This window comes from Escherichia sp. E2748 (assembly GCF_005781125.1).
Lineage (GTDB): Bacteria > Pseudomonadota > Gammaproteobacteria > Enterobacterales > Enterobacteriaceae > Escherichia.
Genome location: NZ_VATP01000010.1, coordinates 14,741 through 37,116, shown reverse-complemented (window position 1 = coordinate 37,116; position 22,376 = coordinate 14,741). Strand labels below are relative to the sequence as shown.

The 22,376-nt window shown below is 51.7% G+C and carries 22 protein-coding genes; 1 reads left to right on the top strand and 21 read right to left on the bottom strand.

All coding sequences use genetic code 11. The features are described 5' to 3' along the window. Window positions 1–14 precede the first annotated feature (14 nt). Window positions 15–1,352 carry an adenine permease AdeP gene (adeP, locus tag FEK42_RS10945; RefSeq protein ID WP_064525932.1) on the bottom strand — a complete coding sequence of 446 codons (1,338 nt, stop codon included), beginning with the start codon at window positions 1,350–1,352 and terminating at the stop codon, window positions 15–17. A 166-nt stretch (window positions 1,353–1,518) separates the two neighbouring features. Between adeP and yieH the strand changes: the two genes are divergently transcribed. Then, window positions 1,519–2,184, top strand: coding sequence for a 6-phosphogluconate phosphatase (yieH, locus tag FEK42_RS10940; protein WP_135490540.1), 666 nt, complete (start codon window positions 1,519–1,521; stop codon window positions 2,182–2,184). 93 nt (window positions 2,185–2,277) lie between these two features. Here the strand turns inward: yieH and phoU are convergent, their stop codons facing one another. From phoU to asnC, 20 genes are all read right to left on the bottom strand, one after another. Next, window positions 2,278–3,003 (bottom strand): phosphate signaling complex protein PhoU, encoded by a 726-nt coding sequence (gene phoU, locus FEK42_RS10935; RefSeq protein WP_130206818.1) that lies wholly within the window; start codon window positions 3,001–3,003, stop codon window positions 2,278–2,280. A gap of 14 nt (window positions 3,004–3,017) precedes the next feature. After that, window positions 3,018–3,791 carry a phosphate ABC transporter ATP-binding protein PstB gene (gene pstB, locus FEK42_RS10930; RefSeq protein WP_000063126.1) on the bottom strand — a complete coding sequence of 258 codons (774 nt, stop codon included), beginning with the start codon at window positions 3,789–3,791 and terminating at the stop codon, window positions 3,018–3,020. Between the two features lie 90 nt (window positions 3,792–3,881). Next, window positions 3,882–4,772 carry a phosphate ABC transporter permease PstA gene (gene pstA / locus FEK42_RS10925; protein ID WP_001251991.1) on the bottom strand — a complete coding sequence of 297 codons (891 nt, stop codon included), beginning with the start codon at window positions 4,770–4,772 and terminating at the stop codon, window positions 3,882–3,884. Continuing rightward, complete coding sequence (gene pstC, locus FEK42_RS10920) at window positions 4,772–5,731, bottom strand: phosphate ABC transporter permease PstC (protein WP_000741620.1); 960 nt, start codon at window positions 5,729–5,731, stop codon at window positions 4,772–4,774. The genes pstA and pstC overlap by 1 nt, the downstream gene beginning before the upstream one ends. An 85-nt stretch (window positions 5,732–5,816) precedes the next feature. Further along, the gene (gene pstS, locus FEK42_RS10915; RefSeq protein WP_130206820.1) at window positions 5,817–6,857 is read right to left on the bottom strand and encodes a phosphate ABC transporter substrate-binding protein PstS; all 1,041 of its coding nucleotides are present in this window, start codon (window positions 6,855–6,857) and stop codon (window positions 5,817–5,819) included. A 313-nt stretch (window positions 6,858–7,170) separates the two neighbouring features. Then, a complete protein-coding gene (gene glmS, locus FEK42_RS10910) occupies window positions 7,171–9,000 on the bottom strand; it encodes a glutamine--fructose-6-phosphate transaminase (isomerizing) (RefSeq protein WP_135493170.1) in 1,830 nt (609 codons plus the stop codon). Between the two features lie 162 nt (window positions 9,001–9,162). Continuing rightward, window positions 9,163–10,533, bottom strand: coding sequence for a bifunctional UDP-N-acetylglucosamine diphosphorylase/glucosamine-1-phosphate N-acetyltransferase GlmU (glmU, locus tag FEK42_RS10905; RefSeq protein ID WP_130261122.1), 1,371 nt, complete (start codon window positions 10,531–10,533; stop codon window positions 9,163–9,165). Window positions 10,534–10,920: 387 nt separating this feature from the next. Continuing rightward, on the bottom strand, window positions 10,921–11,340 hold the full coding sequence (locus FEK42_RS10900) for a F0F1 ATP synthase subunit epsilon (RefSeq protein ID WP_001251965.1): 420 nt from the start codon (window positions 11,338–11,340) through the stop codon (window positions 10,921–10,923). Between the two features lie 20 nt (window positions 11,341–11,360). Continuing rightward, entirely contained in the window at window positions 11,361–12,743 is a 1,383-nt protein-coding gene (gene atpD, locus FEK42_RS10895; protein WP_000190506.1) for a F0F1 ATP synthase subunit beta, read from the bottom strand. A gap of 26 nt (window positions 12,744–12,769) precedes the next feature. Then, window positions 12,770–13,633, bottom strand: coding sequence for a F0F1 ATP synthase subunit gamma (atpG, locus tag FEK42_RS10890; protein ID WP_000896501.1), 864 nt, complete (start codon window positions 13,631–13,633; stop codon window positions 12,770–12,772). 50 nt (window positions 13,634–13,683) lie between these two features. Beyond that, window positions 13,684–15,225, bottom strand: a complete 1,542-nt coding sequence (gene atpA / locus FEK42_RS10885; RefSeq protein WP_001176745.1) for a F0F1 ATP synthase subunit alpha — start codon at window positions 15,223–15,225, stop codon at window positions 13,684–13,686. A gap of 12 nt (window positions 15,226–15,237) precedes the next feature. Beyond that, complete coding sequence (gene atpH, locus FEK42_RS10880; RefSeq protein ID WP_001288587.1) at window positions 15,238–15,771, bottom strand: F0F1 ATP synthase subunit delta; 534 nt, start codon at window positions 15,769–15,771, stop codon at window positions 15,238–15,240. Window positions 15,772–15,785: 14 nt separating this feature from the next. Further along, the gene (gene atpF, locus FEK42_RS10875; protein WP_001052219.1) at window positions 15,786–16,256 is read right to left on the bottom strand and encodes a F0F1 ATP synthase subunit B; all 471 of its coding nucleotides are present in this window, start codon (window positions 16,254–16,256) and stop codon (window positions 15,786–15,788) included. Between the two features lie 61 nt (window positions 16,257–16,317). Beyond that, window positions 16,318–16,557 carry a F0F1 ATP synthase subunit C gene (gene atpE, locus FEK42_RS10870; protein WP_000429386.1) on the bottom strand — a complete coding sequence of 80 codons (240 nt, stop codon included), beginning with the start codon at window positions 16,555–16,557 and terminating at the stop codon, window positions 16,318–16,320. Window positions 16,558–16,603: 46 nt separating this feature from the next. Next, on the bottom strand, window positions 16,604–17,419 hold the full coding sequence (gene atpB / locus FEK42_RS10865; protein WP_000135618.1) for a F0F1 ATP synthase subunit A: 816 nt from the start codon (window positions 17,417–17,419) through the stop codon (window positions 16,604–16,606). An 8-nt stretch (window positions 17,420–17,427) separates the two neighbouring features. Continuing rightward, window positions 17,428–17,808 (bottom strand): F0F1 ATP synthase subunit I, encoded by a 381-nt coding sequence (gene atpI, locus FEK42_RS10860; protein WP_130206826.1) that lies wholly within the window; start codon window positions 17,806–17,808, stop codon window positions 17,428–17,430. A 616-nt stretch (window positions 17,809–18,424) separates the two neighbouring features. Next, window positions 18,425–19,048 (bottom strand): 16S rRNA (guanine(527)-N(7))-methyltransferase RsmG, encoded by a 624-nt coding sequence (gene rsmG / locus FEK42_RS10855; protein ID WP_130206828.1) that lies wholly within the window; start codon window positions 19,046–19,048, stop codon window positions 18,425–18,427. Window positions 19,049–19,111: 63 nt separating this feature from the next. Further along, on the bottom strand, window positions 19,112–21,001 hold the full coding sequence (gene mnmG, locus FEK42_RS10850) for a tRNA uridine-5-carboxymethylaminomethyl(34) synthesis enzyme MnmG (RefSeq protein ID WP_130206830.1): 1,890 nt from the start codon (window positions 20,999–21,001) through the stop codon (window positions 19,112–19,114). Window positions 21,002–21,379: 378 nt separating this feature from the next. Next, the gene (gene mioC / locus FEK42_RS10845) at window positions 21,380–21,823 is read right to left on the bottom strand and encodes an FMN-binding protein MioC (RefSeq protein ID WP_130206832.1); all 444 of its coding nucleotides are present in this window, start codon (window positions 21,821–21,823) and stop codon (window positions 21,380–21,382) included. A gap of 89 nt (window positions 21,824–21,912) precedes the next feature. After that, a complete protein-coding gene (gene asnC / locus FEK42_RS10840; RefSeq protein ID WP_000432970.1) occupies window positions 21,913–22,371 on the bottom strand; it encodes a transcriptional regulator AsnC in 459 nt (152 codons plus the stop codon). Window positions 22,372–22,376: the final 5 nt, after the last annotated feature.

The following is a 22,376-nucleotide window of genomic DNA, read 5'->3' as shown; positions in this document are numbered from 1 at the left end:
ACGCGCTATCGATTTTAGTGGGCGTCGATAAAGACAATTTTCAGCACAAACAGCAGCGCCACGATAATCACGCACGGGCTAAGGTCGCGCAGACGGCCTGTACCGATTTTCATCACGCAGTAGGAGATAAAGCCCAGCGCAATACCTTCGGTAATCGAGAAGCTAAACGGCATCATCACGGCAGTAATAAACGCCGGAACGGATTCGGTGAGATCCTGCCATTTCACACGCGCAAGACTTGATGTCATCAGTACGCCAACGTAAATCAGCGCGCCAGCCGCGGCGTAGCCAGGCACCATCCCCGCCAGCGGCGACAGGAAGATAACCAGCAGGAACAGCAAACCAACAACCACTGCCGTCAGACCAGTACGCCCACCAACGGAAACGCCGGAAGAAGATTCAATATACGCCGTAACAGAAGAAGTGCCGATAAACGAACCGGTCACGGAAGAGATACTGTCGACATACAGCGCCTGCTTCATGCGCGGGAATTTACCTTTCTCATCCGCCAGACCTGCTTTATCAGTCACGCCAATCAGCGTACCGGAGGAGTCAAACAGGTTAACCAGCATGAAAGAGAAAATCACGCCAGCCAGTCCGAGGTTGAATGAACCAGCTAAATCCACATGCCCCACCACGGTCATCACGCTCGGCGGCGCGGAGACAATGCCGTTGTAGTGCACATCACCCAACATCCAGCCCAGCAGCGTTGTCACCACGATAGAAACCAGCACCGCTGCGTGAATGTTACGTGAAGCCAGAATGGCGATGATGAAGAAGCCGAGGATACCCAGCAGCACACTGTGAGAAGTCAGATTACCGATACTCACCAGCGTTTCCGGATTAGCGACAATCACACCTGCGTTTTTCAGCCCCATCATGCCGATGAACAGGCCGATACCGCTGGTGATCCCCACACGCAGACTCACCGGAATGTTGGCAATCATCCAGTAGCGAACACGGAAGATTGTCAGTAACAGCAGACCAATTGCGCCCCAGAAGATTGCACCCATCCCGACCTGCCACGGTAAGCCCATCGCCTGCACAACGACAAAGGCGAAGAATGCGTTCAGGCCCATAGCTGGTGCTAGCGCAACTGGAAGATTAGCAAACAGCCCCATCAGAATACTGCCGAACGCAGCAATCAGACAGGTGGTGACGAAGACGGCGCTGGTGTCCATGCCAGCAACGCCGAGAATTTGCGGGTTAACAAAAACGATGTAAACCATCGTCAGGAAGGTGGTAAAACCGGCGATCACTTCGGTCCGTGCCGTCGTGCCATGTTCGCGCAGTTTAAACACGCGTTCCAGCATCCCCTGGCCAGAAGCCTGGGTTGTGTGTTGTTGACTCATTATCTATTTCCGAACAAGGAGGGAAAATACGTCGCTATCGTATACCAAAATGAGACAATATGGACGGCTGAAGATAACTTTTTTTCATTGTATTTGCTTATACGGCAACGATTGCGTCATGCGAATATGCCTGACGAAAACGTTAAACTAACGATAAAGGAAAGACATGTCCCAGATAGAAGCGGTATTTTTCGACTGCGACGGTACGCTGGTCGACAGTGAGGTTATTTGCTCTCGAGCCTATGTCACGATGTTCAGGGAATTTGGCATTAACGTTGACCTTGAAGAAATTTTTACCCGCTTTAAAGGCGTAAAACTCTACGAAATCATCGACATCATTAGCAAAGAACAGGGCGTAGAAATAGTCCGTGCCGATGCCGAACACGTTTACCGTGCGGAAGTGGCGCGCCTGTTTGATAGCGAGCTTGAGGTGATTGCAGGAGCGAACGAATTGCTGGCTAGTGTGAAAGTGCCGATGTGCGTCGTCTCTAACGGTCCGGTCAGCAAGATGCAGCATTCGCTTGGTAAGCTCAATATGCTGCACTATTTCCCGGAAAAGTTGTTCAGTGGCTATGACATCCAACGCTGGAAGCCCGACCCGGCGTTAATGTTCCATGCGGCAAAAGCGATGAATGTGAACGTTGAAAACTGCATTCTGGTCGATGACTCCAGCGCCGGTGCGCAGTCAGGAATCGATGCCGGTATGGAGGTGTTTTACTTCTGCGCTGACCCGCACAATAAGCCGATCGTTCATCCGAAAGTCACCACCTTTACCGAGTTGGCGCAGTTACCTGCACTCTGGAAGGCCAGGGGATGGGATATTACGCGATAAATAAAGAAACCCGGTGAGCATTTCTCCGGGCTGATTTCGTACTCGCAGATTGCCGGATGCGGCGTAAACGCCTTATCCGGCCTACAGTTTGCGTTACGCTTTCGAATCTTTCTCTGCCAGCAATTTATCCAGCTCATCACCACCGACGTGGCGGAAATCCTGCCCCTTCACGTAGTAGAAGATGTACTCGCAGATATTCTGGCAGCGGTCGCCAATACGTTCGATTGAACGTGCGCAAAACAGCGCAGTAAGTACGCTCGGAATGGTGCGCGAATCTTCCATCATGTAGGTCATCAACTGACGAACAATCCCTTCGTACTCCTGATCGACTTTTTTATCTTCACGATAAATACGCACCGCTTCGTCAATATCCATGCGCGCAAACGCGTCCAGCACGTCATGCAACATCTGGATAGTGTGACGCCCCAGTGATTCCAGGCTTACCAGCAACGGCTGATGCTGCTGGGAGAATTTCTCCAGTGCAGTGCGACAGATTTTATCCGCCACGTCGCCAATACGCTCCAGTTCGGAAATGGTTTTACTGATAACCATAACCAGACGCAGGTCGCTCGCCGTCGGCTGACGTTTGGCAATTATGCGCACGCAGGCTTCATCGATTGCCACTTCCATCATGTTGACGTTTTTATCGCCTTCGATGACCCGCTTCGCCAGATCGCTGTCCTGGTTGTGCATCGCGGTGATTGCATCAGAAAGCTGCTGCTCCACCATGCCGCCCATGGTCATCACCTGCGTGCGGATGCTTTCCAGTTCGGCGTTGAACTGGCCGGAAATATGTTTATTAAGATTGAGACTGTCCATAACGCACTCCTGAATCAACCGTAACGACCGGTGATGTAGTCTTCTGTTTGTTTCTTCGCTGGCTTGGTGAACAGATCGTCCGTGTTGCTGAACTCAATCAATTCGCCCAGATACATAAACGCCGTGTGGTCGGAACAACGCGCGGCCTGCTGCATGTTGTGGGTTACGATCACCACGGTGTAATCCTGCTTCAGTTCGGTGATCAGTTCTTCAATACGCCCAGTAGAGATGGGGTCGAGCGCCGAACACGGTTCGTCGAGCAGCAGCACTTCCGGGCGAATGGCGATACCACGCGCAATACACAGACGCTGTTGCTGACCGCCAGAGAGAGAGTAACCGCTCTGGTGCAATTTATCTTTGGTTTCGTTCCACAATGCGGCTTTGGTCAATGCCCACTGCACGCGCTCGTCCATGTCAGCACGGGAGAGCTTCTCAAACAGACGCACGCCAAAGGCGATGTTGTCGTAAATGGACATCGGGAACGGCGTCGGTTTCTGGAACACCATGCCCACTTTCGCACGCAGCAGAGCGATATCCTGAGTGTTGGTCAGGATGTTGTCGCCATCGAGCAGAATTTCACCTTCCGCGCGCTGCTCCGGGTACAGTTCAAACATTTTGTTGAAGGTACGCAGCAGCGTCGATTTACCGCAGCCGGACGGCCCGATAAACGCCGTAACCTGGTTTTTAGCGATATCCAGGTTGATGTTTTTCAGGGCATGGAATTTGCCGTAGTAGAAGTTCAAATTACGAACCTGAATTTTACTCGGGGCAGTTTCAACCATACTCATTGCAATCTTTTCCTCATCGTGCCTGATGCACTTCGCTAATCAGGCTTACCGTAGGCCGGATAAGGCGTTCACGCCGCATCCGGCAAAGTGTTAACCGTGTTTATTCTTCGCAAATACAACGCGCGCCAGAATGTTCAGTAGCAGTACGCACAGGGTAATGATCAACACCCCGGCCCAGGCCAGTTGCTGCCATTCCGCAAACGGACTCATCGCAAACTTAAAGATCGTTACCGGCAGGTTGGCGATCGGTTGCATCATGTCCGTGCTCCAGAACTGGTTGGAGAGCGCGGTAAACAGCAGCGGCGCGGTTTCACCAGCAATACGGGCAATCGCCAGCAGGATACCGGTCATAATCCCGGACACCGACGCTTTCAGCGTAATCGCGGAGATCATCTTCCACTTCGGCGTACCCAGCGCATAAGCCGCTTCACGCAGGCTGTCCGGCACCAGTTTCAGCATGTTCTCGGTGGTGCGGATAACAATCGGCACCTGTAACAGCGCCAGTGCAATCACACCCGCCCAGCCGGAGAAATGCTCCATCTGCGCCACCACGATGGTGTAAACAAACAGACCAACCACAATCGACGGCGCGGAGAGCAGAATGTCGTTAATAAAGCGAATCACTTCTGCCAGCCAGGATTTACGACCATATTCCGCCAGATAAATCCCCGCCATAATGCCCAGCGGCGTACCGAATACCGTGGCCCACAAAATTAACAGCCCGCTACCCGCCAGGGCGTTCGCCAGACCACCGCCTTCCGTATTTGGCGGCGGCGTCATTTCAGTGAACAGCGCCAGCGACATACCATCGATACCGCGAGTGATGGTGGACATTAAAATCCAGATCAGCCAGAACAGACCGAAGGCCATCGTCGCCATCGAGAGCGTCAGTGCAATACGGTTTTTGAGGCGGCGACGCGCCTGCATTTTGCGGCGGGATTCTGCCAGCGCCGCAGTGGTTTGCATTTCAACCATAGCCATTAACGTGCCCCCTCATTCTTAGCCAGGCGCATAATCATAAACTTCGATGCGGCGAGGACGATGAAGGTAATCACAAACAGGATCAGGCCCAGTTCCATCAGTGCGGCAACGTGCAGACCGGATTCCGCTTCCGCAAATTCGTTGGCCAGCGCAGAGGTGATACTGTTGCCCGGCATGTACAGCGAGGCGCTGTCGAGCTGGTAGGTGTTACCGATGATAAAGGTCACCGCCATAGTTTCACCGAGCGCGCGCCCCAGACCCAGCATAATGCCACCGATGACCCCATTTTTGGTGAACGGAAGAACGATACGCCAGATAACTTCCCAGGTGGTGCAGCCGATACCGTAGGCCGACTCTTTCATCATCACCGGGGTTTGTTCAAACACATCGCGCATAACTGCCGCAATGTACGGAATGATCATGATGGCGAGGATCACGCCTGCTGCGAGGATACCGATACCAAAGGCCGGGCCGGAGAACAGCGCGCCGACAATCGGGATATTCGACATGATATTGCCGACCGGCTCCTGGAAGTAAACAGCAAACAGCGGCGCGAAGATAAACAGGCCCCACATGCCGTAAACGATACTTGGAATGGCTGCCAGCAGCTCAATGGCGATACCCAGCGGGCGTTTCAGCCAGCCAGGCGCAAGCTCAGTCAGGAACAGGGCGATACCGAAACTCACCGGGACGGCGATCAGCAGCGCGATAAACGAAGTCACCAGCGTACCGTAGATTGGCACCAGCGCCCCGTAGATATCGTTCGGTGCATCCCACTCTTTGGTCCACAGGAAAGCCAGACCAAATTTCTGAATGCTCGGCCAGGAGGAGATGATCAGAGAGACAATAATGCCACCCAACATCAATAGCACAATCAGCGCCGCCAGTTTTACCAGCACGCTGAAAATTATGTCGCCCTTTTTACCCGGTGGGTTAAAAGCAGGCTTGGTTGCAGCCATAAGTTACTCTTCAGTTAAACGCGTTTACAAAGTCATTTTGTAATGCCGGATGCGGCGTTAACGCCTCATCCGGCCTGGAGTTTTATTAGTACAGCGGCTTACCGCTACTGTCTTTAATATTGGTCTTCCACGCAGCGCGAACCTGTTCAACTACGCTATCCGGCAGACTGGCATAATCCAGGTCGTTAGCCTGTTTAGCCCCGGTTTTGTACGCCCAGTCGAAGAACTTCAGCACTTCTGTGCCTTGTTCTGGTTTCTTCTGATCTTTGTGGATCAGAATGAACGTGGTAGAGGTAATAGGCCACGCATCTTCGCCTTTCTGGTTGGTCAGATCCTGAGCGAATGTTTTGCTCCAGTCTGCGCCTTTTGCCGCATTTGCGAAGTTTTCTTCGGTCGGCGCAACAGGTTTACCATCAGCGGAGATCAGTTTGGTGTACGCCAGGTTGTTCTGTTTAGCGTAAGCATATTCAACGTAACCAATCGCACCCGGCAGACGCTGAACGAACGCAGCAATACCGTCATTACCTTTGCCGCCCAGACCGGTTGGCCAGTTTACGGTAGAGCCAGAACCAATTTTGTTTTTCCACTCTTCGTTCACTTTTGCCAGGTAGCTGGTGAAGACGAAGGAAGTCCCGGAGCCATCTGCGCGGCGCACCACGGCGATGTTCTGTGAAGGCAGTTTCAGACCCGGATTCAGTTTGACGATCGCTTCGTCATCCCACTTTTTAATTTTACCCAGGTAGATGTCACCGAGGGTTTTACCATCCAGAACCAGTTCACCAGATTTCAGACCAGGCAGGTTAACCGCCAGCACCACGCCGCCAATTACGGTCGGAAACTGGAACAGACCTTCCTGAGCCAGTTTTTCGTCAGACAGCGGCGCGTCAGAAGCACCGAAATCAACGGTATTGGCGATAATCTGTTTTACGCCACCGGAAGAACCAATGCCCTGGTAGTTAACTTTATTACCGGTTTCTTTTTGGTAAGTGTCAGCCCATTTGGCATACACCGGCGCAGGGAAGGTTGCACCTGCGCCTGTCAGGCTTGCTTCTGCAAATACAGAGAAAGCGCTCATCGATAAGGTCGCGGCGACAACAGTTGCGACGGTGGTACGCATAACTTTCATAATGTCTCCTGGGAGGATTCATAAAGCATTGTTTGTTGGCTACGAGAAGCAAAATAGGACAAACAGGTGACAGTTATATGTAAGGTTTATGACAGTTTTATGACAGAGAGAGAAAGTCTTCCGTCTGATTTAAATAAGCGTTGATATTCAGTTAATTACAAATATTAATAACGAAGAGATGACAGAAAAATTTTCATTCTGTGACAGAGAAAAAGTAGCCGAAGATGACGGGTTGTCACATGGAGTTGGCAGGATGTTTGATTAAAAACATAACAGGAAGAAAAATGCCCCGCTTACGCAGGGCATCCATTTATTACTCAACCGTAACCGATTTCGCCAGGTTACGCGGCTGGTCAACGTCGGTGCCTTTGATCAGCGCGACGTGGTAAGCCAGTAGCTGCAGCGGAACGGTGTAGAAGATCGGTGCAATCACCTCTTGCACATGCGGCATCTCGATGATGTGCATGTTATCGCTACCGACAAAACCTGCATCCTCATCGGCGAAGACGTACAACTGACCGCCACGCGCACGAACTTCTTCAATGTTGGATTTCAGTTTTTCCAACAGTTCGTTGTTCGGTGCAACGACGATAACCGGCATATTCGCGTCAATCAGCGCCAGCGGACCGTGTTTCAGTTCGCCTGCAGCGTAGGCTTCAGCGTGAATGTAAGAGATCTCTTTCAGCTTCAATGCGCCTTCCAGCGCGATCGGGTACTGATCGCCACGGCCCAGGAACAGCGCGTGATGTTTGTCAGAGAAATCTTCCGCCAGGGCTTCAATTCGTTTGTCCTGAGACAGCATCTGCTCAATACGGTTCGGCAGCGCCTGCAGACCATGCACGATATCATGCTCAATGGAGGCATCCAGACCTTTCAGGCGAGACAGTTTCGCCACCAGCATCAACAGCACGGTTAACTGAGTGGTGAATGCTTTGGTGGACGCCACGCCAATTTCAGTACCCGCATTAGTCATCAGCGCCAGATCGGATTCACGCACCAGAGAAGAACCCGGAACGTTACAGATTGCCAGCGAACCAAGGTAACCCAGCTCTTTCGACAGACGCAGGCCAGCCAGGGTATCCGCGGTTTCGCCAGACTGCGACAGGGTGATCATCAGGCTGTTACGACGCACGGCAGATTTGCGATAGCGGAATTCAGAGGCGATTTCGACGTCGCACGGAATACCTGCCAGCGATTCAAACCAGTAGCGGGAAACCATACCGGAGTTATAAGAAGTACCGCAGGCGAGGATCTGAATATGCTCAACCTTCGACAGCAGTTCATCCGCGTTCGGCCCCAGCTCGCTTAAATCCACCTGGCCGTGGCTGATACGCCCGGTAAGGGTGTTTTTGATCGCGTTCGGCTGTTCGTAGATCTCTTTCTGCATGTAGTGACGGTAAATACCTTTATCGCCCGCGTCATATTGCAGATTGGATTCGATATCCTGACGTTTCACTTCCGCGCCAGATTTATCGAAGATGGTTACCGAACGGCGAGTCACTTCGGCAATATCGCCCTCTTCGAGGAAGATAAAGCGACGGGTCACCGGCAGCAGCGCCAGCTGGTCAGAAGCGATAAAGTTTTCGCCCATACCGAGGCCAATAACCAACGGACTACCAGAACGTGCCGCCAGCAGGGTATCCGGGTGACGGGTATCCATAATTACCGTGCCATAAGCGCCACGCAGCTGCGGAATAGCGCGCAGAACAGCTTCACGCAGAGTGCCGCCCTGTTTCAGTTCCCAGTTCACCAGATGAGCAATAACTTCGGTGTCGGTTTCAGACACGAAGGTATAACCACGCGCTTTTAACTCTTCACGCAGCGGTTCATGATTTTCGATAATGCCGTTATGCACCACCACAATGTGTTCAGAAACATGCGGATGCGCATTCACTTCTGAAGGTTCGCCGTGCGTCGCCCAGCGAGTATGAGCAATACCCGTACCGCCATGCAGAGGATGTTCTTCCGCTGCCTGAGCCAGCATCTGGACTTTACCGAGACGACGCAGACGGGTCATATGACCTTCTGCGTCAACAACGGCCAGACCAGCAGAGTCATAACCGCGGTATTCCAGACGACGTAAACCTTCAAGAAGGATTTCTGCTACATCACGTTGCGCGATCGCGCCAACAATTCCACACATAGTTTTTGATTCCGGTTTATATCGTTGTCGGTCAACCTGTATGCCCGTTTTTTCGGGCGCCCCGAGCCTTGTAGAGAGTGGGGTTATTTTTATAGTTACTGCTTGTGGGAGGGAGATTATGTTATCTCCTCATCCCTGGAGGCCGGATTTACCCAGCCAGAATTACTTTTTCTTTACCGGACGACGCCAGCCTTCTTTTTGCGACTGCGGCACGCGGCTGATCGCCAGGGCGTTTTCGCCAACATTACGCGTCACAGTTGTACCGGCAGCAATCGTCGCACCTTTACCCACCGTTACAGGAGCCACCAGCTGGGTGTCGGAACCGACAAAGACATCATCGCCGATAATGGTTTTGAATTTATTCGCTCCATCATAGTTGCAGGTAATGGTTCCCGCACCGATGTTAACGTTATCGCCGATCTCCGCATCGCCCAGGTAAGTCAGATGACCGGCTTTCGAACCTTTACCCAGACGCGCTTTTTTCATCTCAACGAAGTTACCGACGTGTGCGCCTTCCAGCAACTCAGCACCGGGGCGCAGACGGGCAAACGGGCCGATGGTACAGGCTGCTGCCAGATTAGCATCTTCCACTACGGTATACGGGCTAATTTCGCAATCATCGCCAATCACGCTATTTTTAATCACGCATCCGGTGCCGATTTTCACGCGATTACCGAGAGTAACGTTGCCCTCGATGATAACGTTAGTATCAATTTCAACATCGCGCCCGTGAGTTAGCGTACCGCGCAGATCAAAACGGGCTGGATCGCGCAACATAACGCCTGCTAACAACAGTTTTTCAGCCTGTTCGGACTGGTAAACGCGCTCCAGACGAGAGAGTTGCAGGCGGTTATTCACGCCTTCAACTTCGCTTAAACGTTGCGGGTGAACGGCAACGATTTCACGTCCTTCCTGATACGCCAGCGAAATAATATCGGTGATGTAGTATTCGCCCTGAGCGTTATTGTTGGTCAGCTTCGCCAGCCAGCGTTTCATATCTGCGCCGTTGGCGATCAGAATGCCGGTGTTGATTTCCTGAATCTGACGCTGCTCGTCGGTGGCATCTTTGTGCTCAACAATGCCGGTAACTTTGCCGTTTTCACGGGTGATACGTCCATAACCGGTCGGATCATCCAGTTTCACTGTCAGCAGGCCAATGCCGCCCTGCGGTTTAGCATCACGCAGGCGCTGGAGTGTTTCAACAGAGATCAGCGGCACGTCGCCATAGAGCATTAAAATGTCTTCATCATCGGCAAAGAAAGGTGCGGCCTGCTGCATTGCATGACCCGTACCCAGCTGTTCTGCCTGAAGCACCCAGTTCAGGTTGTCATCTTTCAGCGCCTGTTTAAGCAGATCGCCGCCGTGGCCGTAAACCAGGTGAACGTGCGCTGCACCTAATTCATTCGCGGCATCAATGACATGCTGAACCATCGCTTTCCCGGCAAGGGTATGCAGCACTTTCGGAAGATCGGAATACATGCGAGTGCCTTTGCCTGCTGCAAGGATCACTACGCTCATAGCATTATTCAACATACGCGTCCTGACTGTAATTTGAGAACGAATTTAAACCGCTTCACATTGAAAAAACTACATTTTTTTCATCGTGAAATGGACAGGGGATAAATTGCTCAATAACGGATTATCCCCGCTGGCGAAAGAGCCATTTTCGACCATCGTCACGCCTTTTGTCTTCATAAATGTAAGACACCACCTTCATTTAAGCGTCAGGCTGATGTTTTTGCTCTTATTTCGATCAATGAATAAACAGGAAAATCAGCGAAGGATTTCGCGTAATTATAAAAATGAGTTTAATTGCGGGATATAAAAATGCGCAGGATATAGCAGAACCAATCTCGCTGCGGCGCGCGAAAAAAAAGCCAGCCTGTTTCCAGACTGGCTTTTGTGCTTTTCAAGCCGGTGTTACATCGCTTTTTTGGTCAACTCGATAACGCGCAGCTGCGCGATCGCTTTGGCCAGTTCCGCAGACGCCTGAGCGTAATCTACGTCGCCGTGAGAGCTGCTAATGTGCTCTTCAGCCTTACGTTTCGCTTCCATGGCTCGCGCTTCGTCGAGATCCTGGCCGCGAATTGCGGTGTCGGCCAGAACGGTCACGTTGCCAGGCTGCACTTCAAGAATGCCGCCAGACAGATAGATAAACTCTTCGTGACCGTGCTGTTTCACGATGCGAATCATACCAGGCTTAATGGCGGTGAGCAGCGGTGCGTGGCCCGGGTAAATTCCCAGTTCACCTTCGCTACCCGTTACCTGGATTTTCTCGACCAGACCAGAGAACATTTGTTGCTCTGCGCTGACGACGTCCAGGTGGTAAGTCATTGCCATATCACCCTCCGATTAAGGCGTTAAAGTTTTTTGGCTTTTTCCACAGCTTCTTCGATGGAACCGACCATGTAGAACGCCTGCTCCGGCAGGTGATCGTATTCGCCTTCCATGATGCCTTTAAAGCCACGGATGGTGTCTTTCAGGGAGACGTATTTACCCGGAGAACCGGTGAATACTTCTGCCACGAAGAACGGCTGGGACAAGAAGCGCTGGATCTTACGAGCGCGCGCTACCACCAGTTTGTCTTCTTCAGACAGTTCATCCATACCCAGGATGGCGATAATGTCTTTCAGTTCCTGATAACGTTGCAGGATGGACTGAACGCCACGCGCAGTGTCGTAGTGTTCCTGGCCAACCACCAGCGGGTCCAGCTGACGGCTGGTGGAGTCCAGCGGGTCAACGGCCGGGTAAATACCCAGAGACGCGATCTGACGGCTCAGTACCACGGTTGCGTCAAGGTGCGCAAAGGTGGTTGCCGGAGACGGGTCAGTCAAGTCATCCGCAGGTACGTATACTGCCTGTACGGAGGTGATAGAACCGGTTTTGGTGGAGGTGATACGTTCTTGCAGAACGCCCATCTCTTCCGCCAGGGTCGGCTGATAACCTACCGCTGAAGGCATACGGCCCAGCAGTGCAGATACTTCCGTACCGGCCAGGGTGTAACGATAGATGTTGTCAACGAACAGCAGAACGTCACGACCTTCGTCACGGAATTTCTCAGCCATGGTCAGACCGGTCAGAGCAACGCGCAGACGGTTTCCCGGCGGCTCGTTCATCTGGCCATACACCAGGGATACTTTGTCGATAACGTTGGAGTCGGTCATTTCGTGGTAGAAGTCGTTACCCTCACGAGTACGTTCACCTACGCCCGCAAACACAGAGTAACCGGAGTGCTCGATCGCGATGTTACGAATAAGCTCCATCATGTTTACGGTTTTACCTACACCCGCACCACCGAACAGACCAACTTTACCGCCCTTAGCGAACGGACACATCAGGTCGATAACTTTGATACCGGTTTCCAGCAGTTCCTGAGAGTTTGACAGCTCTTCGTAGGAAGGTGCTGCGCGGTGAATCGCCCAACGCTCTTCTTCACCGATCTCGCCTTTCATGTCGACCGGTTCGCCCAGTACGTTCATGATACGGCCCAGAGTCGCTTTACCTACCGGGACTTCGATCGGGTGTTCGAGGTCTTTTACATCCAGACCGCGACGCAGACCGTCGGAGGAACCCATTGCGATGGTACGCACGATACCGCCGCCGAGCTGCTGCTGAACTTCCAGCACCAGACGCTCATTACCATTTTGCACCTCAAGAGCATCGTACACGCGCGGTACGGCATCCTGAGGGAATTCGACGTCAACTACGGCGCCGATTACCTGGACAATCTTTCCAGTAGCCATCTTAAATCCTCTACGAAATAACCTGTTTAAACCGCGGCGGCCCCCGAGACGATCTCGGTGAGTTCCTGAGTAATGCTGGCCTGACGAGCTTTGTTGTATACCAACTGCAGCTCTTTAATCAGGCTGCCGCCATTGTCGGTCGCGGCTTTCATCGCCACCATACGGGCGGCCTGCTCGCTGGCCAGGTTTTCAACCACGCCCTGATAAACCTGAGATTCGACATAACGACGCAGCAGGGTATCCAGCAACGCCTTCGGATCGGGTTCGTACAGGTAATCCCAGGATTTGTGTTTCAGATCATCATCATCTGACGCCGGTAACGGCAGCAGCTGGCTGATGGTCGGAACCTGAGACATGGTGTTAATAAATTTGTTGCTGACAATGTAAAGCTTGTCCAGACGGCCTTCGTCATAGGCCTGCAACATCACTTTTACCGGACCGATCAGTTCGGACAGGGAAGGGTTATCCCCCATGCCGGTAACCTGGGCAACAACATTGCCGCCCACGGAGTTGAAGAACGACACACCTTTCGAGCCGATCATTGCGAGGTCGCATTGAACGCCTTTGTCTGTCCAGGTCTTCATTTCCGCCAGCAGTTTTTTGAACAGGTTAATGTTCAAACCACCGCACAAACCACGGTCGGTCGACACCACCAGGTAGCCCACGCGTTTAACGTCGCGTTCTTCCAGGTATGGGTGCTTATATTCCAGATTACCGTGCGCAAGGTGACCAATCACTTTGCGCATGGTTTCTGCATAAGGACGGCTGGCCGCCATGCGATCCTGCGATTTACGCATTTTGGAAGCGGCGACCATCTCCATCGCTTTAGTGATCTTTTGCGTGTTCTGGACGCTTGCGATCTTACTACGTATCTCTTTTGCGCCGGCCATGAGCTTCTCCTCAATGCCTTGCGGCCTGCCCTAAGGCAAGCCGCCAGACGTTACCAGGATTGGGTTGCTTTGAAGGAATCGAGGATGCCTTTCAGCTTGCCTTCGATTTCGTCGTTGTAGCCACCGGTCTGGTTGATCTCTTGCATCAACGGAGCGTGATCACGGTCGACGTAAGCCAGCAGAGCGGCTTCGAAGCTGCCGATTTTCGACAGTTCAACATCCGCCAGGTAACCACGTTCTGCTGCGAACAGAACCAGAGACTGTTGCGCAACAGACATCGGCGCATACTGTTTCTGTTTCAGCAGTTCGGTCACTTTCTGACCGTGGTCAAGCTGCTTACGAGTTGCATCGTCAAGGTCGGATGCAAACTGAGAGAACGCTGCCAGTTCACGATACTGTGCCAGAGCGGTACGGATACCACCGGACAGTTTTTTCATGATCTTGGTCTGTGCTGCACCACCAACACGGGATACGGAGATACCCGGGTTAACCGCAGGACGAATACCGGCGTTGAACAGGTTGGTTTCCAGGAAGATCTGACCATCGGTAATGGAGATTACGTTGGTCGGAACGAACGCAGAAACGTCACCCGCCTGAGTTTCGATAATCGGCAGTGCGGTCAGAGAACCGGTTTTCCCTTTCACTTCACCTTTGGTGAAGGCTTCAACGTATTCGGCGTTAACACGCGCAGCACGCTCCAGCAGACGAGAGTGGAGGTAGAATACGTCGCCCGGGAATGCTTCACGTCCTGGCGGACGACGGAGCAGCAGGGAGATCTGACGGTAAGCAACAGCCTGTTTAGACAGGTCATCGTAAATGATCAGCGCATCTTCACCGCGGTCACGGAAGTATTCGCCCATTGCGCAACCGGCATATGGCGCCAGGTATTGCAGTGCAGCGGATTCAGACGCGGTTGCTACCACAACGATGGTGTTAGCCAGTGCGCCGTGCTCTTCCAGTTTACGTACCACGTTAGAAATGGTGGACGCTTTCTGGCCGATAGCGACATAGATACATTTGATACCGGAATCGCGCTGGTTGATGATGGCATCGATAGCCAGTGCGGTTTTACCGGTTTGACGGTCACCGATGATCAATTCACGCTGACCACGACCGATTGGGATCATGGAGTCAACGGCTTTATAACCGGTCTGTACCGGCTGATCTACGGACTGACGTTCGATAACGCCCGGAGCGATTGCTTCTACAGCAGAGAAGCCGTCGTGATCCAGCGGACCTTTACCGTCGATTGGTGCACCCAGAGTGTTAACCACACGGCCCAGCAGGCCACGGCCAACAGGAACTTCCAGGATACGGCCAGTACACTTAACTTTCATGCCTTCGGCAAGGTCAGCGTACGGACCCATAACAACCGCACCGACAGAGTCGCGCTCGAGGTTCAGTGCGATAGCGTAACGGTTACCCGGCAGGGAGATCATTTCACCCTGCATACAATCGGCCAGGCCGTGAATGCGGATAACACCGTCACTTACAGAAACAATAGTACCTTCGTTGTGAGCTTCACTCACAACATTGAACTGAGCAATGCGCTGCTTGATCAGTTCGCTGATTTCGGTGGAATTCAGTTGCATGCTCCAGTCCCCTTAAGACTGCAAGACGTCTGCAAGGCGCTCAAGACGACCGCGTACGCTGCCATCAATGACCATATCACCCGCTCGGATGATAACGCCTGCCATTACAGACTTATCGATTTTGCAATTCAGCTTAACTTTGCGTGACAGACGTTTTTCCATCGCAGCAGAAATTTTCGCGAGCTGTTGTTCACTCAATGCAGCAGCGGAAATGACGTCTACCTCAGCGGTAGCCTCACTCACGGCACGCAGGTGAATAAACTGCTCCAGAACATCCGGGAGCGCGTTAAGACGACCATTTTCAGCCATAACCCGAATCAGGTTCTGACCGTTTTCGTCCAGTTGCTCACCACAAACTGCGATAAACGACTCGGCGAGCGTTTCTGGCGCCAGTGCACCAGAGAGAAGCTCTGCCATCTGTTCGTTTTTGGTTACCTCGGCGGCAAACGCCAGCATGTCCTGCCAGCGTTCTACACTTTGGTGTTCGACGGCAAAGTCAAAAGCTGCTTTGGCGTAGGGGCGAGCTACCGTAATAAATTCAGACATCAGCCCCTCCCTCCTTACAGTTCAGCGACAAGTTTATCCACGATGTCGCTGTTAGCAGCTTCATCCACGGAACGTTCGATGATCTTCTCGGCGCCAGCAACAGCCAGGATAGCAACTTGCTTACGCAGCTCTTCACGGGCACGTTTACGCTCGGCTTCAATTTCCGCCTGCGCCTGGGCCACGATTTTAGTACGTTCCTGTTCTGCCTCAGCTTTCGCTTCGTCCAGAATCTGCGAGCGGCGTTTGTTCGCCTGCTCGATGATTACCTGGGCTTCCGCTTTCGCTTTTTTCAGCTGGTCGGTCGCGCTGGCCTTTGCAAGGTCAAGGTCCTTATGTGCTCGTTCTGCGGAAGCAAGACCGTCAGCAATTTCTTTTTGACGTTTTTCGATGGCTGCCATTAATGGCGGCCATACGTACTTCATGCAGAACAGAACGAACAGGACAAACGCGATGGCCTGGCCGAGGATTGTTGCGTTAAGATTCACAGCACAATGCCTCTATTTAGTTAACGTTCTGATATTGCTCTTTAAATAAAAGCAACGCTTACTACGCGACAGCGAACATCACGTACAGACCCAGACCTACAGCGATCATCGGGATAGCATCCACCAGACCCATAACGATAAAGAACTGAGTACGCAGCAGAGGAATCAGATCAGGTTGACGCGCTGCGCCTTCCAGGAATTTACCCCCGAGGATGCCGATACCGATCGCAGCACCGATTGCCGCCAGACCCATCATCACAGCGGCAGCCATGTACAGCAGATCCATATTCAGGTTTTCCATGACAGTCTCCAGTTTGTTTCAGTTAAAACGTAGTAGTGTTGGTAAATTAATGCTCTTCAGACGCCATCGACAGATAGACGATCGTCAGAACCATGAAGATGAAGGCTTGCAGCGTAATGATCAGGATGTGGAAAATGGCCCACGGCACATTCAGGATCCACTGTGACCACCACGGCAACAGACCAGCAATCAGAATGAAAATCAGCTCACCAGCGTACATGTTACCGAACAGTCGCAAACCGAGTGAAACTGGTTTGGACAGCAGGCTTACCCCTTCAAGGATTAAGTTGACAGGGATGAACGCCCAGTGATTGAACGGCTGCAGCGTCAACTCTTTCGTGAAGCCGCCGATGCCTTTCATTTTGATGCTGTAGAACAGAATCAGGATAAATACGCCCAGTGCCATAGACAGTGTTACGTTCACGTCCGCAGACGGAACCACACGCAGTGCAGGCAGACCCAGTACATGTTCAGCAATGTACGGCAGCAGGTCGATAGGCAGTAAATCCATCAGGTTCATCAGGAACACCCAGACGAAGATCGTCAGGGCCAGCGGAGCAATCAGCTTGCTTTTGCCATGGTACATGTCTTTCACGCTACCATTAACAAAGCCGATCACCAGCTCAATCGCGGTCTGAAACTTACCTGGCACGCCGCTGGTTGCCTTTTTGGCTACGCTACGGAATAAAACCAGGAACAACAGACCCAGCACCACCGAGAAGAACATGGAGTCAATATTAATTGTCCAGAAGGTGGCTGGGGGGTTATGCGGATCCACCAGCGAGAATGTACGCAGGTCCAGCTGAAGGTTATTCAGGTGGTGTCCTATGTAATCCTGCGGCGTCATATTTTCTGAAGCCATGATGCCTTTTACCCTTTGTTGTTAATTACAGCCGGTGCCAGTATCTGAACCACCAGCACCAAAACCCACGTAACGATCAGCGGCAAGAATACCGCCTTTAAAACAGCCAACGCCACCACCAGTAACACCAACATAGCCAGAACTTTGAAAGCTTCGCCAAATGCGAACGTCCAGGCCACCCGGCCTTTCGCTGGTGTATGCGCCTGGTGACGCCAGGCAAATATCATAAAAAAAACGTTAGGCAGAAAGACTGCCAGGCCTCCACTTAACGCAGAGACGCCCCAGAAGGGGTCTTTGAGGCTGAACAGCAATCCACTTGCTATCACCACCAGTAACTGAACGAGCAGAAGCTTCCGAGCAACGTTTCGACTCAAGAGCGACACAGACATCACGTTTTTCACTCCTGCTCCCTTCGAGGTATGCCGCGTGTCGTATAAAACTTTCTTTAAGGCTTAGAGTCAAGCATCAAAAAGCGGTCAAATTATACGGTGCGCCCCCGTGATTTCAAACAATAAGTAGCCAAAAGGTGAATAAATGTTTAAATATTTTTCCAGTGCATACAATTGCGACTTTTCTGCTAACCGTGGTGGATCATGAAAAACTGTAAATAACGCGTAAACACTAGTGGTAAAGCGTGCTTCAGATCACATATCGAGCATGTTCACCCGTAGCATATTTATTTACTTGGCAAATGATGCCTTTGCAAGCTTCTGATATTTAAGTCTAAAAACAGATACTCTTTTCACAAATAGCATTTACACAACAAAAACCACCCATTGACATTCTTAATAAAACTTTAACAGACAATTATGGTTCTTAGCGCCGATTTTTAGCAGCCTGATATTTTCACTAATGACTTATTTTCTGCTTACCAAAAAAAGCCACGTTACTTTGTTGATACAAAATAGTGAACGTGGCGTTAAATGTAACCAGTTATATCAGTAGAAAACCTGGTTGTTGTTAACAGTCTAACCGGTCAATTTTTTATTATTTTTTTGATAAAAATTAAATTTTATTTGCTTTAATAACCACCAGATGACGTTCGCCATCCAGGGCTGGAACCTGAAGTTTAATCACTGATTCAACCTGATATTCTTCGGGCAACAAAGCGATTTCATCTTCCGGCATTTGCCCTTTCAGCGCGTAGAAACGGCCTTGCTCACCAGGAAGATGATGGCACCAGCTCACCATATCGTTCAGAGAGGCAAAAGCGCGGCTAATTACGCCATCAAATGGCGGCTCTGACGGAAACTCTTCTACCCTGCTCTGTACTGGCTCAATATTCTCCAGTTTAAGCTCATGTTGCACCTGACGGAGGAAACGAACGCGTTTACCAAGGCTATCCAGCAATGTGAAATGGGCTTCAGGACGCACGATGGAAAGCGGTATGCCAGGCAACCCCGGTCCGGTTCCCACATCGATAAAACGCTCACCTTGCAGATATGGAGCAACAACAATGCTGTCGAGAATATGGCGTACCAGCATCTCGTTAGGATCGCGGACCGAGGTCAGGTTGTACGCTTTATTCCATTTATGCAGCATATTTACGTAGGCAATAAGCTGATTTTTCTGGTGATCGGTAAGCGAAATTCCTGCGTCTTTCAGCAGTGAAGAGAGTTTGTTGAGCACGGTGATTACCTGTTCTTGATGCGTTGCCAGGTAAGCGGGTGCTTACCTGGCATTTTTAATGCGTTATGCGCTACGACGCAGCATACCCTGTTTTTTCAGCCACACCAGAAGAATGGAGATGGCCGCAGGCGTAACGCCAGAAATACGCGAAGCCTGACCGATAGAGGCCGGTTTGTGATCGTTAAGTTTGGCGATCACTTCGTTAGACAGACCGGATACCTGGCGGTAATCCAGCGTCGCAGGCAGCAGCGTGTTCTCGTTACGCTGTTGCTTTTCGATCTCATCTTGCTGGCGCGCAATATAACCTTCGTATTTAACCTGAATCTCAACCTGTTCCGCCGCCTGTTCGTCTGTCAACGCAGGGGAAAACGGCGTCAGCGTGGTTAATTTTTCATAAGTCATTTCCGGACGACGCAGCAGATCTTCACCGCTGGCTTCACGGGAAAGCGGCGCAGTCAGGTGAGCATTCACTTCGGCTGCAGCTTCCGCTGACGGCGTTACCCAGGTTGACTTCAGGCGCTGACGCTCACGCTCGATGTTCTCAAGCTTCTCGTTAAAGCGCGCCCAGCGTTCGTCATCTACCAGACCCAGTTCACGACCGATTTCAGTCAAACGCAGATCCGCGTTATCTTCGCGCAGCATCAGACGATATTCTGCGCGGGAGGTAAACATACGGTACGGTTCTTTGGTTCCTAAAGTGCACAGGTCATCAACCAGTACGCCGAGATACGCCTGAGAACGCGCAGGCGCCCAACCTTCTTTGTCAGCAGACAGACGGGCAGCGTTAAGACCGGCCAGCAAACCTTGCGCAGCGGCTTCTTCATAACCGGTAGTGCCGTTAATCTGACCAGCAAAGAACAGGCCCTGGATAAACTTACTCTCCAGCGTTGGTTTCAGGTCACGTGGATCGAAGAAGTCATATTCGATGGCATAACCAGGACGCACGATCTTCGCATTTTCCATCCCCTGCATGGAGCGGACGATTTGCATCTGCACATCGAACGGCAGGCTGGTGGAGATACCGTTCGGATAAATTTCGTTAGACGTCAGCCCTTCCGGTTCAAGGAAGATCTGATGCTGATTTCTGTCGGCAAAGCGCATGACTTTGTCTTCGATCGACGGGCAGTAGCGTGGGCCAACACCTTCGATCACCCCCGCGTACATTGGGCTGCGATCGAGGTTACTGCGGATCACATCGTGGGTTTTCTCGTTGGTATGGGTGATATAACACGGAACCTGCTGGGGATGCTGGGCCGCATTGCCCATGAACGAGAATACCGGCATTGGGTTATCGCCATGCTGTTGCGCCAGCACGCTGAAGTCGATAGTGCGCGCATCGATACGCGGCGGCGTCCCGGTTTTCAGACGACCAACGCGCAGCGGCAGTTCACGCAAACGGCGAGAAAGCGGAATGGATGGCGGATCACCAGCACGGCCACCGCTGTAATTATCCAGACCGATATGAATTTTACCGTCGAGGAACGTCCCAACGGTGAGCACGACGGCTTTGGCGCGGAACTTCAGTCCCATTTGGGTGACAGCACCAACCACGCGATCGTTTTCGACAATAAGATCCTCAACCGCCTGCTGGAAGATCATCAGGTTCGGTTGGTTCTCCAGCGCCGTGCGTACCGCCTGACGGTAGAGCACACGATCCGCCTGAGCTCGGGTAGCGCGAACCGCCGGCCCTTTGCTGGCGTTTAGTATCCTAAACTGGATACCTGCCTGATCGATCGCTTTCGCCATCAGACCGCCGAGTGCATCCACTTCTTTTACCAGATGTCCCTTCCCAATACCGCCGATCGCCGGGTTGCAGCTCATCTGCCCCAGAGTGTCGATATTGTGTGTCAAAAGCAGAGTCTGTTGACCCATACGCGCCGCGGCCATCGCGGCCTCGGTGCCTGCATGACCCCCGCCAATGATGATGACGTCAAAAGGATCCGGATAAAACATGGTGATTGCCTCGCATAACGCGGTATGAAAATGGATTGAAGCCCGGGCCGTGGATTCTACTCAACTTTGTCGGCTTGAGAAAGACCCGGGATCCTGGGTATTAAAAAGAAGATCTATTTATTTAGAGATCTGTTCTATTGTGATCTCTTATTAGGATCGCACTGCCCTGTGGATAACAAGGATCCGGCTTTTAAGATCAACAACCTGGAAAGGATCATTAACTGTGAATGATCGGTGATCCTGGACAGTATAAGCTGGGATCAGAATGAGGGGTTATACACAACTCAAAAACTGAACAACAGTTGTTCTTTGGATAACTACCGGTTGATCCAAGCTTCCTGACAGAGTTATCCACAGTAGATCGCACGATCTGTATACTTATTTGAGTAAATTAATCCACGATCCCAGCCATTCTTCTGCCGGATCTTCCGGAATGTCGTGATCAAGGATGTTGATCTTCAGTGTTTCACCAATCTGTTTTGCACCGGAATTTTTGAGTTCTGCCTCGAGTTTATCTATGGCCCCACAAAAAGTGTCGTATTCACGACTGCCAATACCGATTGCGCCAAAGCGCACCGCAGAAAGATCGGGCTTTTGTTCCTGCAATGCTTCATAGAAAGGAGAAAGGTTGTCCGGAATGTCTCCGGCACCGTGGGTTGAGCTGATAACCAGCCAGATCCCAGAGGCAGATAAATCTTCTAACAGCGGACCGTGCAGCGTTTCGGTGGTAAAACCCGCCTCTTCCAGCTTTTCAGCCAGGTGTTCTGCTACATATTCGGCACCGCCCAGGGTGCTGCCGCTGATAAGAGTGATATCTGCCATAAACCGCCACCTTTATTAAGAGTGGCGTATTGTACGCTGTGAACGCGCTGGGATCTACCTGTGGAAAAGTATGGGATTAAAAAAGCTGATCATGGCTTGATGGTGCGCATGATCGGGTTCTGCAGGACGATCAGTGTCTCAGTGGACTGAATTTCATCAATTGTTTGGATCTTGTTGATAAGTACATGCTGGAGGGCGTCGATCGAGCGGCACATTACTTTTATAAAGATGCTGTAGTGGCCGGTGGTGTAATAGGCTTCGGTGACTTCGTCGAGACTTTCCAGCTTTGCCAGCGCGGAAGGATAGTCTTTTGCGCTCTTCAGGATAATGCCGATAAAACAGCCTACGTCATAACCGAGCTGTTTTGGGCTGACGTCGATACGGGCGCCGGTAATGATCCCCGCCTGCTTCATTTTCTCTACACGAACGTGAATCGTCCCCGGGCTTACGCCAAATTGTTTCGCCAGTTCAGCGTAAGCGGTGCGTGCATTGCCCATTAACGCTTCCAGGATGCCGCGGTCCAGATTGTCGATCAGATAATTTTCCATAGGAT

What these genes read in the sequence shown, in the direction of transcription:
- FEK42_RS10900 (WP_001251965.1), bottom strand. Translation starts at nt 11,340, where the DNA reads ATGGCAATGACTTACCACCTGGACGTCGTCAGCGCAGAGCAACAAATG.
- pstB (WP_000063126.1), bottom strand. Translation starts at nt 3,791, where the DNA reads ATGAGTATGGTTGAAACTGCCCCGAGTAAAATTCAGGTTCGTAATTTG.
- atpB (WP_000135618.1), bottom strand. Translation starts at nt 17,419, where the DNA reads ATGGCTTCAGAAAATATGACGCCGCAGGATTACATAGGACACCACCTG.
- atpG (WP_000896501.1), bottom strand. Translation starts at nt 13,633, where the DNA reads ATGGCCGGCGCAAAAGAGATACGTAGTAAGATCGCAAGCGTCCAGAAC.
- yieH (WP_135490540.1), top strand. Translation starts at nt 1,519, where the DNA reads ATGTCCCAGATAGAAGCGGTATTTTTCGACTGCGACGGTACGCTGGTC.
- atpH (WP_001288587.1), bottom strand. Translation starts at nt 15,771, where the DNA reads ATGTCTGAATTTATTACGGTAGCTCGCCCCTACGCCAAAGCAGCTTTT.
- atpA (WP_001176745.1), bottom strand. Translation starts at nt 15,225, where the DNA reads ATGCAACTGAATTCCACCGAAATCAGCGAACTGATCAAGCAGCGCATT.
- pstC (WP_000741620.1), bottom strand. Translation starts at nt 5,731, where the DNA reads ATGGCTGCAACCAAGCCTGCTTTTAACCCACCGGGTAAAAAGGGCGAC.
- glmS (WP_135493170.1), bottom strand. Translation starts at nt 9,000, where the DNA reads ATGTGTGGAATTGTTGGCGCGATCGCGCAACGTGATGTAGCAGAAATC.
- glmU (WP_130261122.1), bottom strand. Translation starts at nt 10,533, where the DNA reads ATGTTGAATAATGCTATGAGCGTAGTGATCCTTGCAGCAGGCAAAGGC.
- adeP (WP_064525932.1), bottom strand. Translation starts at nt 1,352, where the DNA reads ATGAGTCAACAACACACAACCCAGGCTTCTGGCCAGGGGATGCTGGAA.
- atpD (WP_000190506.1), bottom strand. Translation starts at nt 12,743, where the DNA reads ATGGCTACTGGAAAGATTGTCCAGGTAATCGGCGCCGTAGTTGACGTC.
- pstS (WP_130206820.1), bottom strand. Translation starts at nt 6,857, where the DNA reads ATGAAAGTTATGCGTACCACCGTCGCAACTGTTGTCGCCGCGACCTTA.
- pstA (WP_001251991.1), bottom strand. Translation starts at nt 4,772, where the DNA reads ATGGCTATGGTTGAAATGCAAACCACTGCGGCGCTGGCAGAATCCCGC.
- atpI (WP_130206826.1), bottom strand. Translation starts at nt 17,808, where the DNA reads ATGTCTGTGTCGCTCTTGAGTCGAAACGTTGCTCGGAAGCTTCTGCTC.
- mnmG (WP_130206830.1), bottom strand. Translation starts at nt 21,001, where the DNA reads ATGTTTTATCCGGATCCTTTTGACGTCATCATCATTGGCGGGGGTCAT.
- mioC (WP_130206832.1), bottom strand. Translation starts at nt 21,823, where the DNA reads ATGGCAGATATCACTCTTATCAGCGGCAGCACCCTGGGCGGTGCCGAA.
- phoU (WP_130206818.1), bottom strand. Translation starts at nt 3,003, where the DNA reads ATGGACAGTCTCAATCTTAATAAACATATTTCCGGCCAGTTCAACGCC.
- asnC (WP_000432970.1), bottom strand. Translation starts at nt 22,371, where the DNA reads ATGGAAAATTATCTGATCGACAATCTGGACCGCGGCATCCTGGAAGCG.
- atpE (WP_000429386.1), bottom strand. Translation starts at nt 16,557, where the DNA reads ATGGAAAACCTGAATATGGATCTGCTGTACATGGCTGCCGCTGTGATG.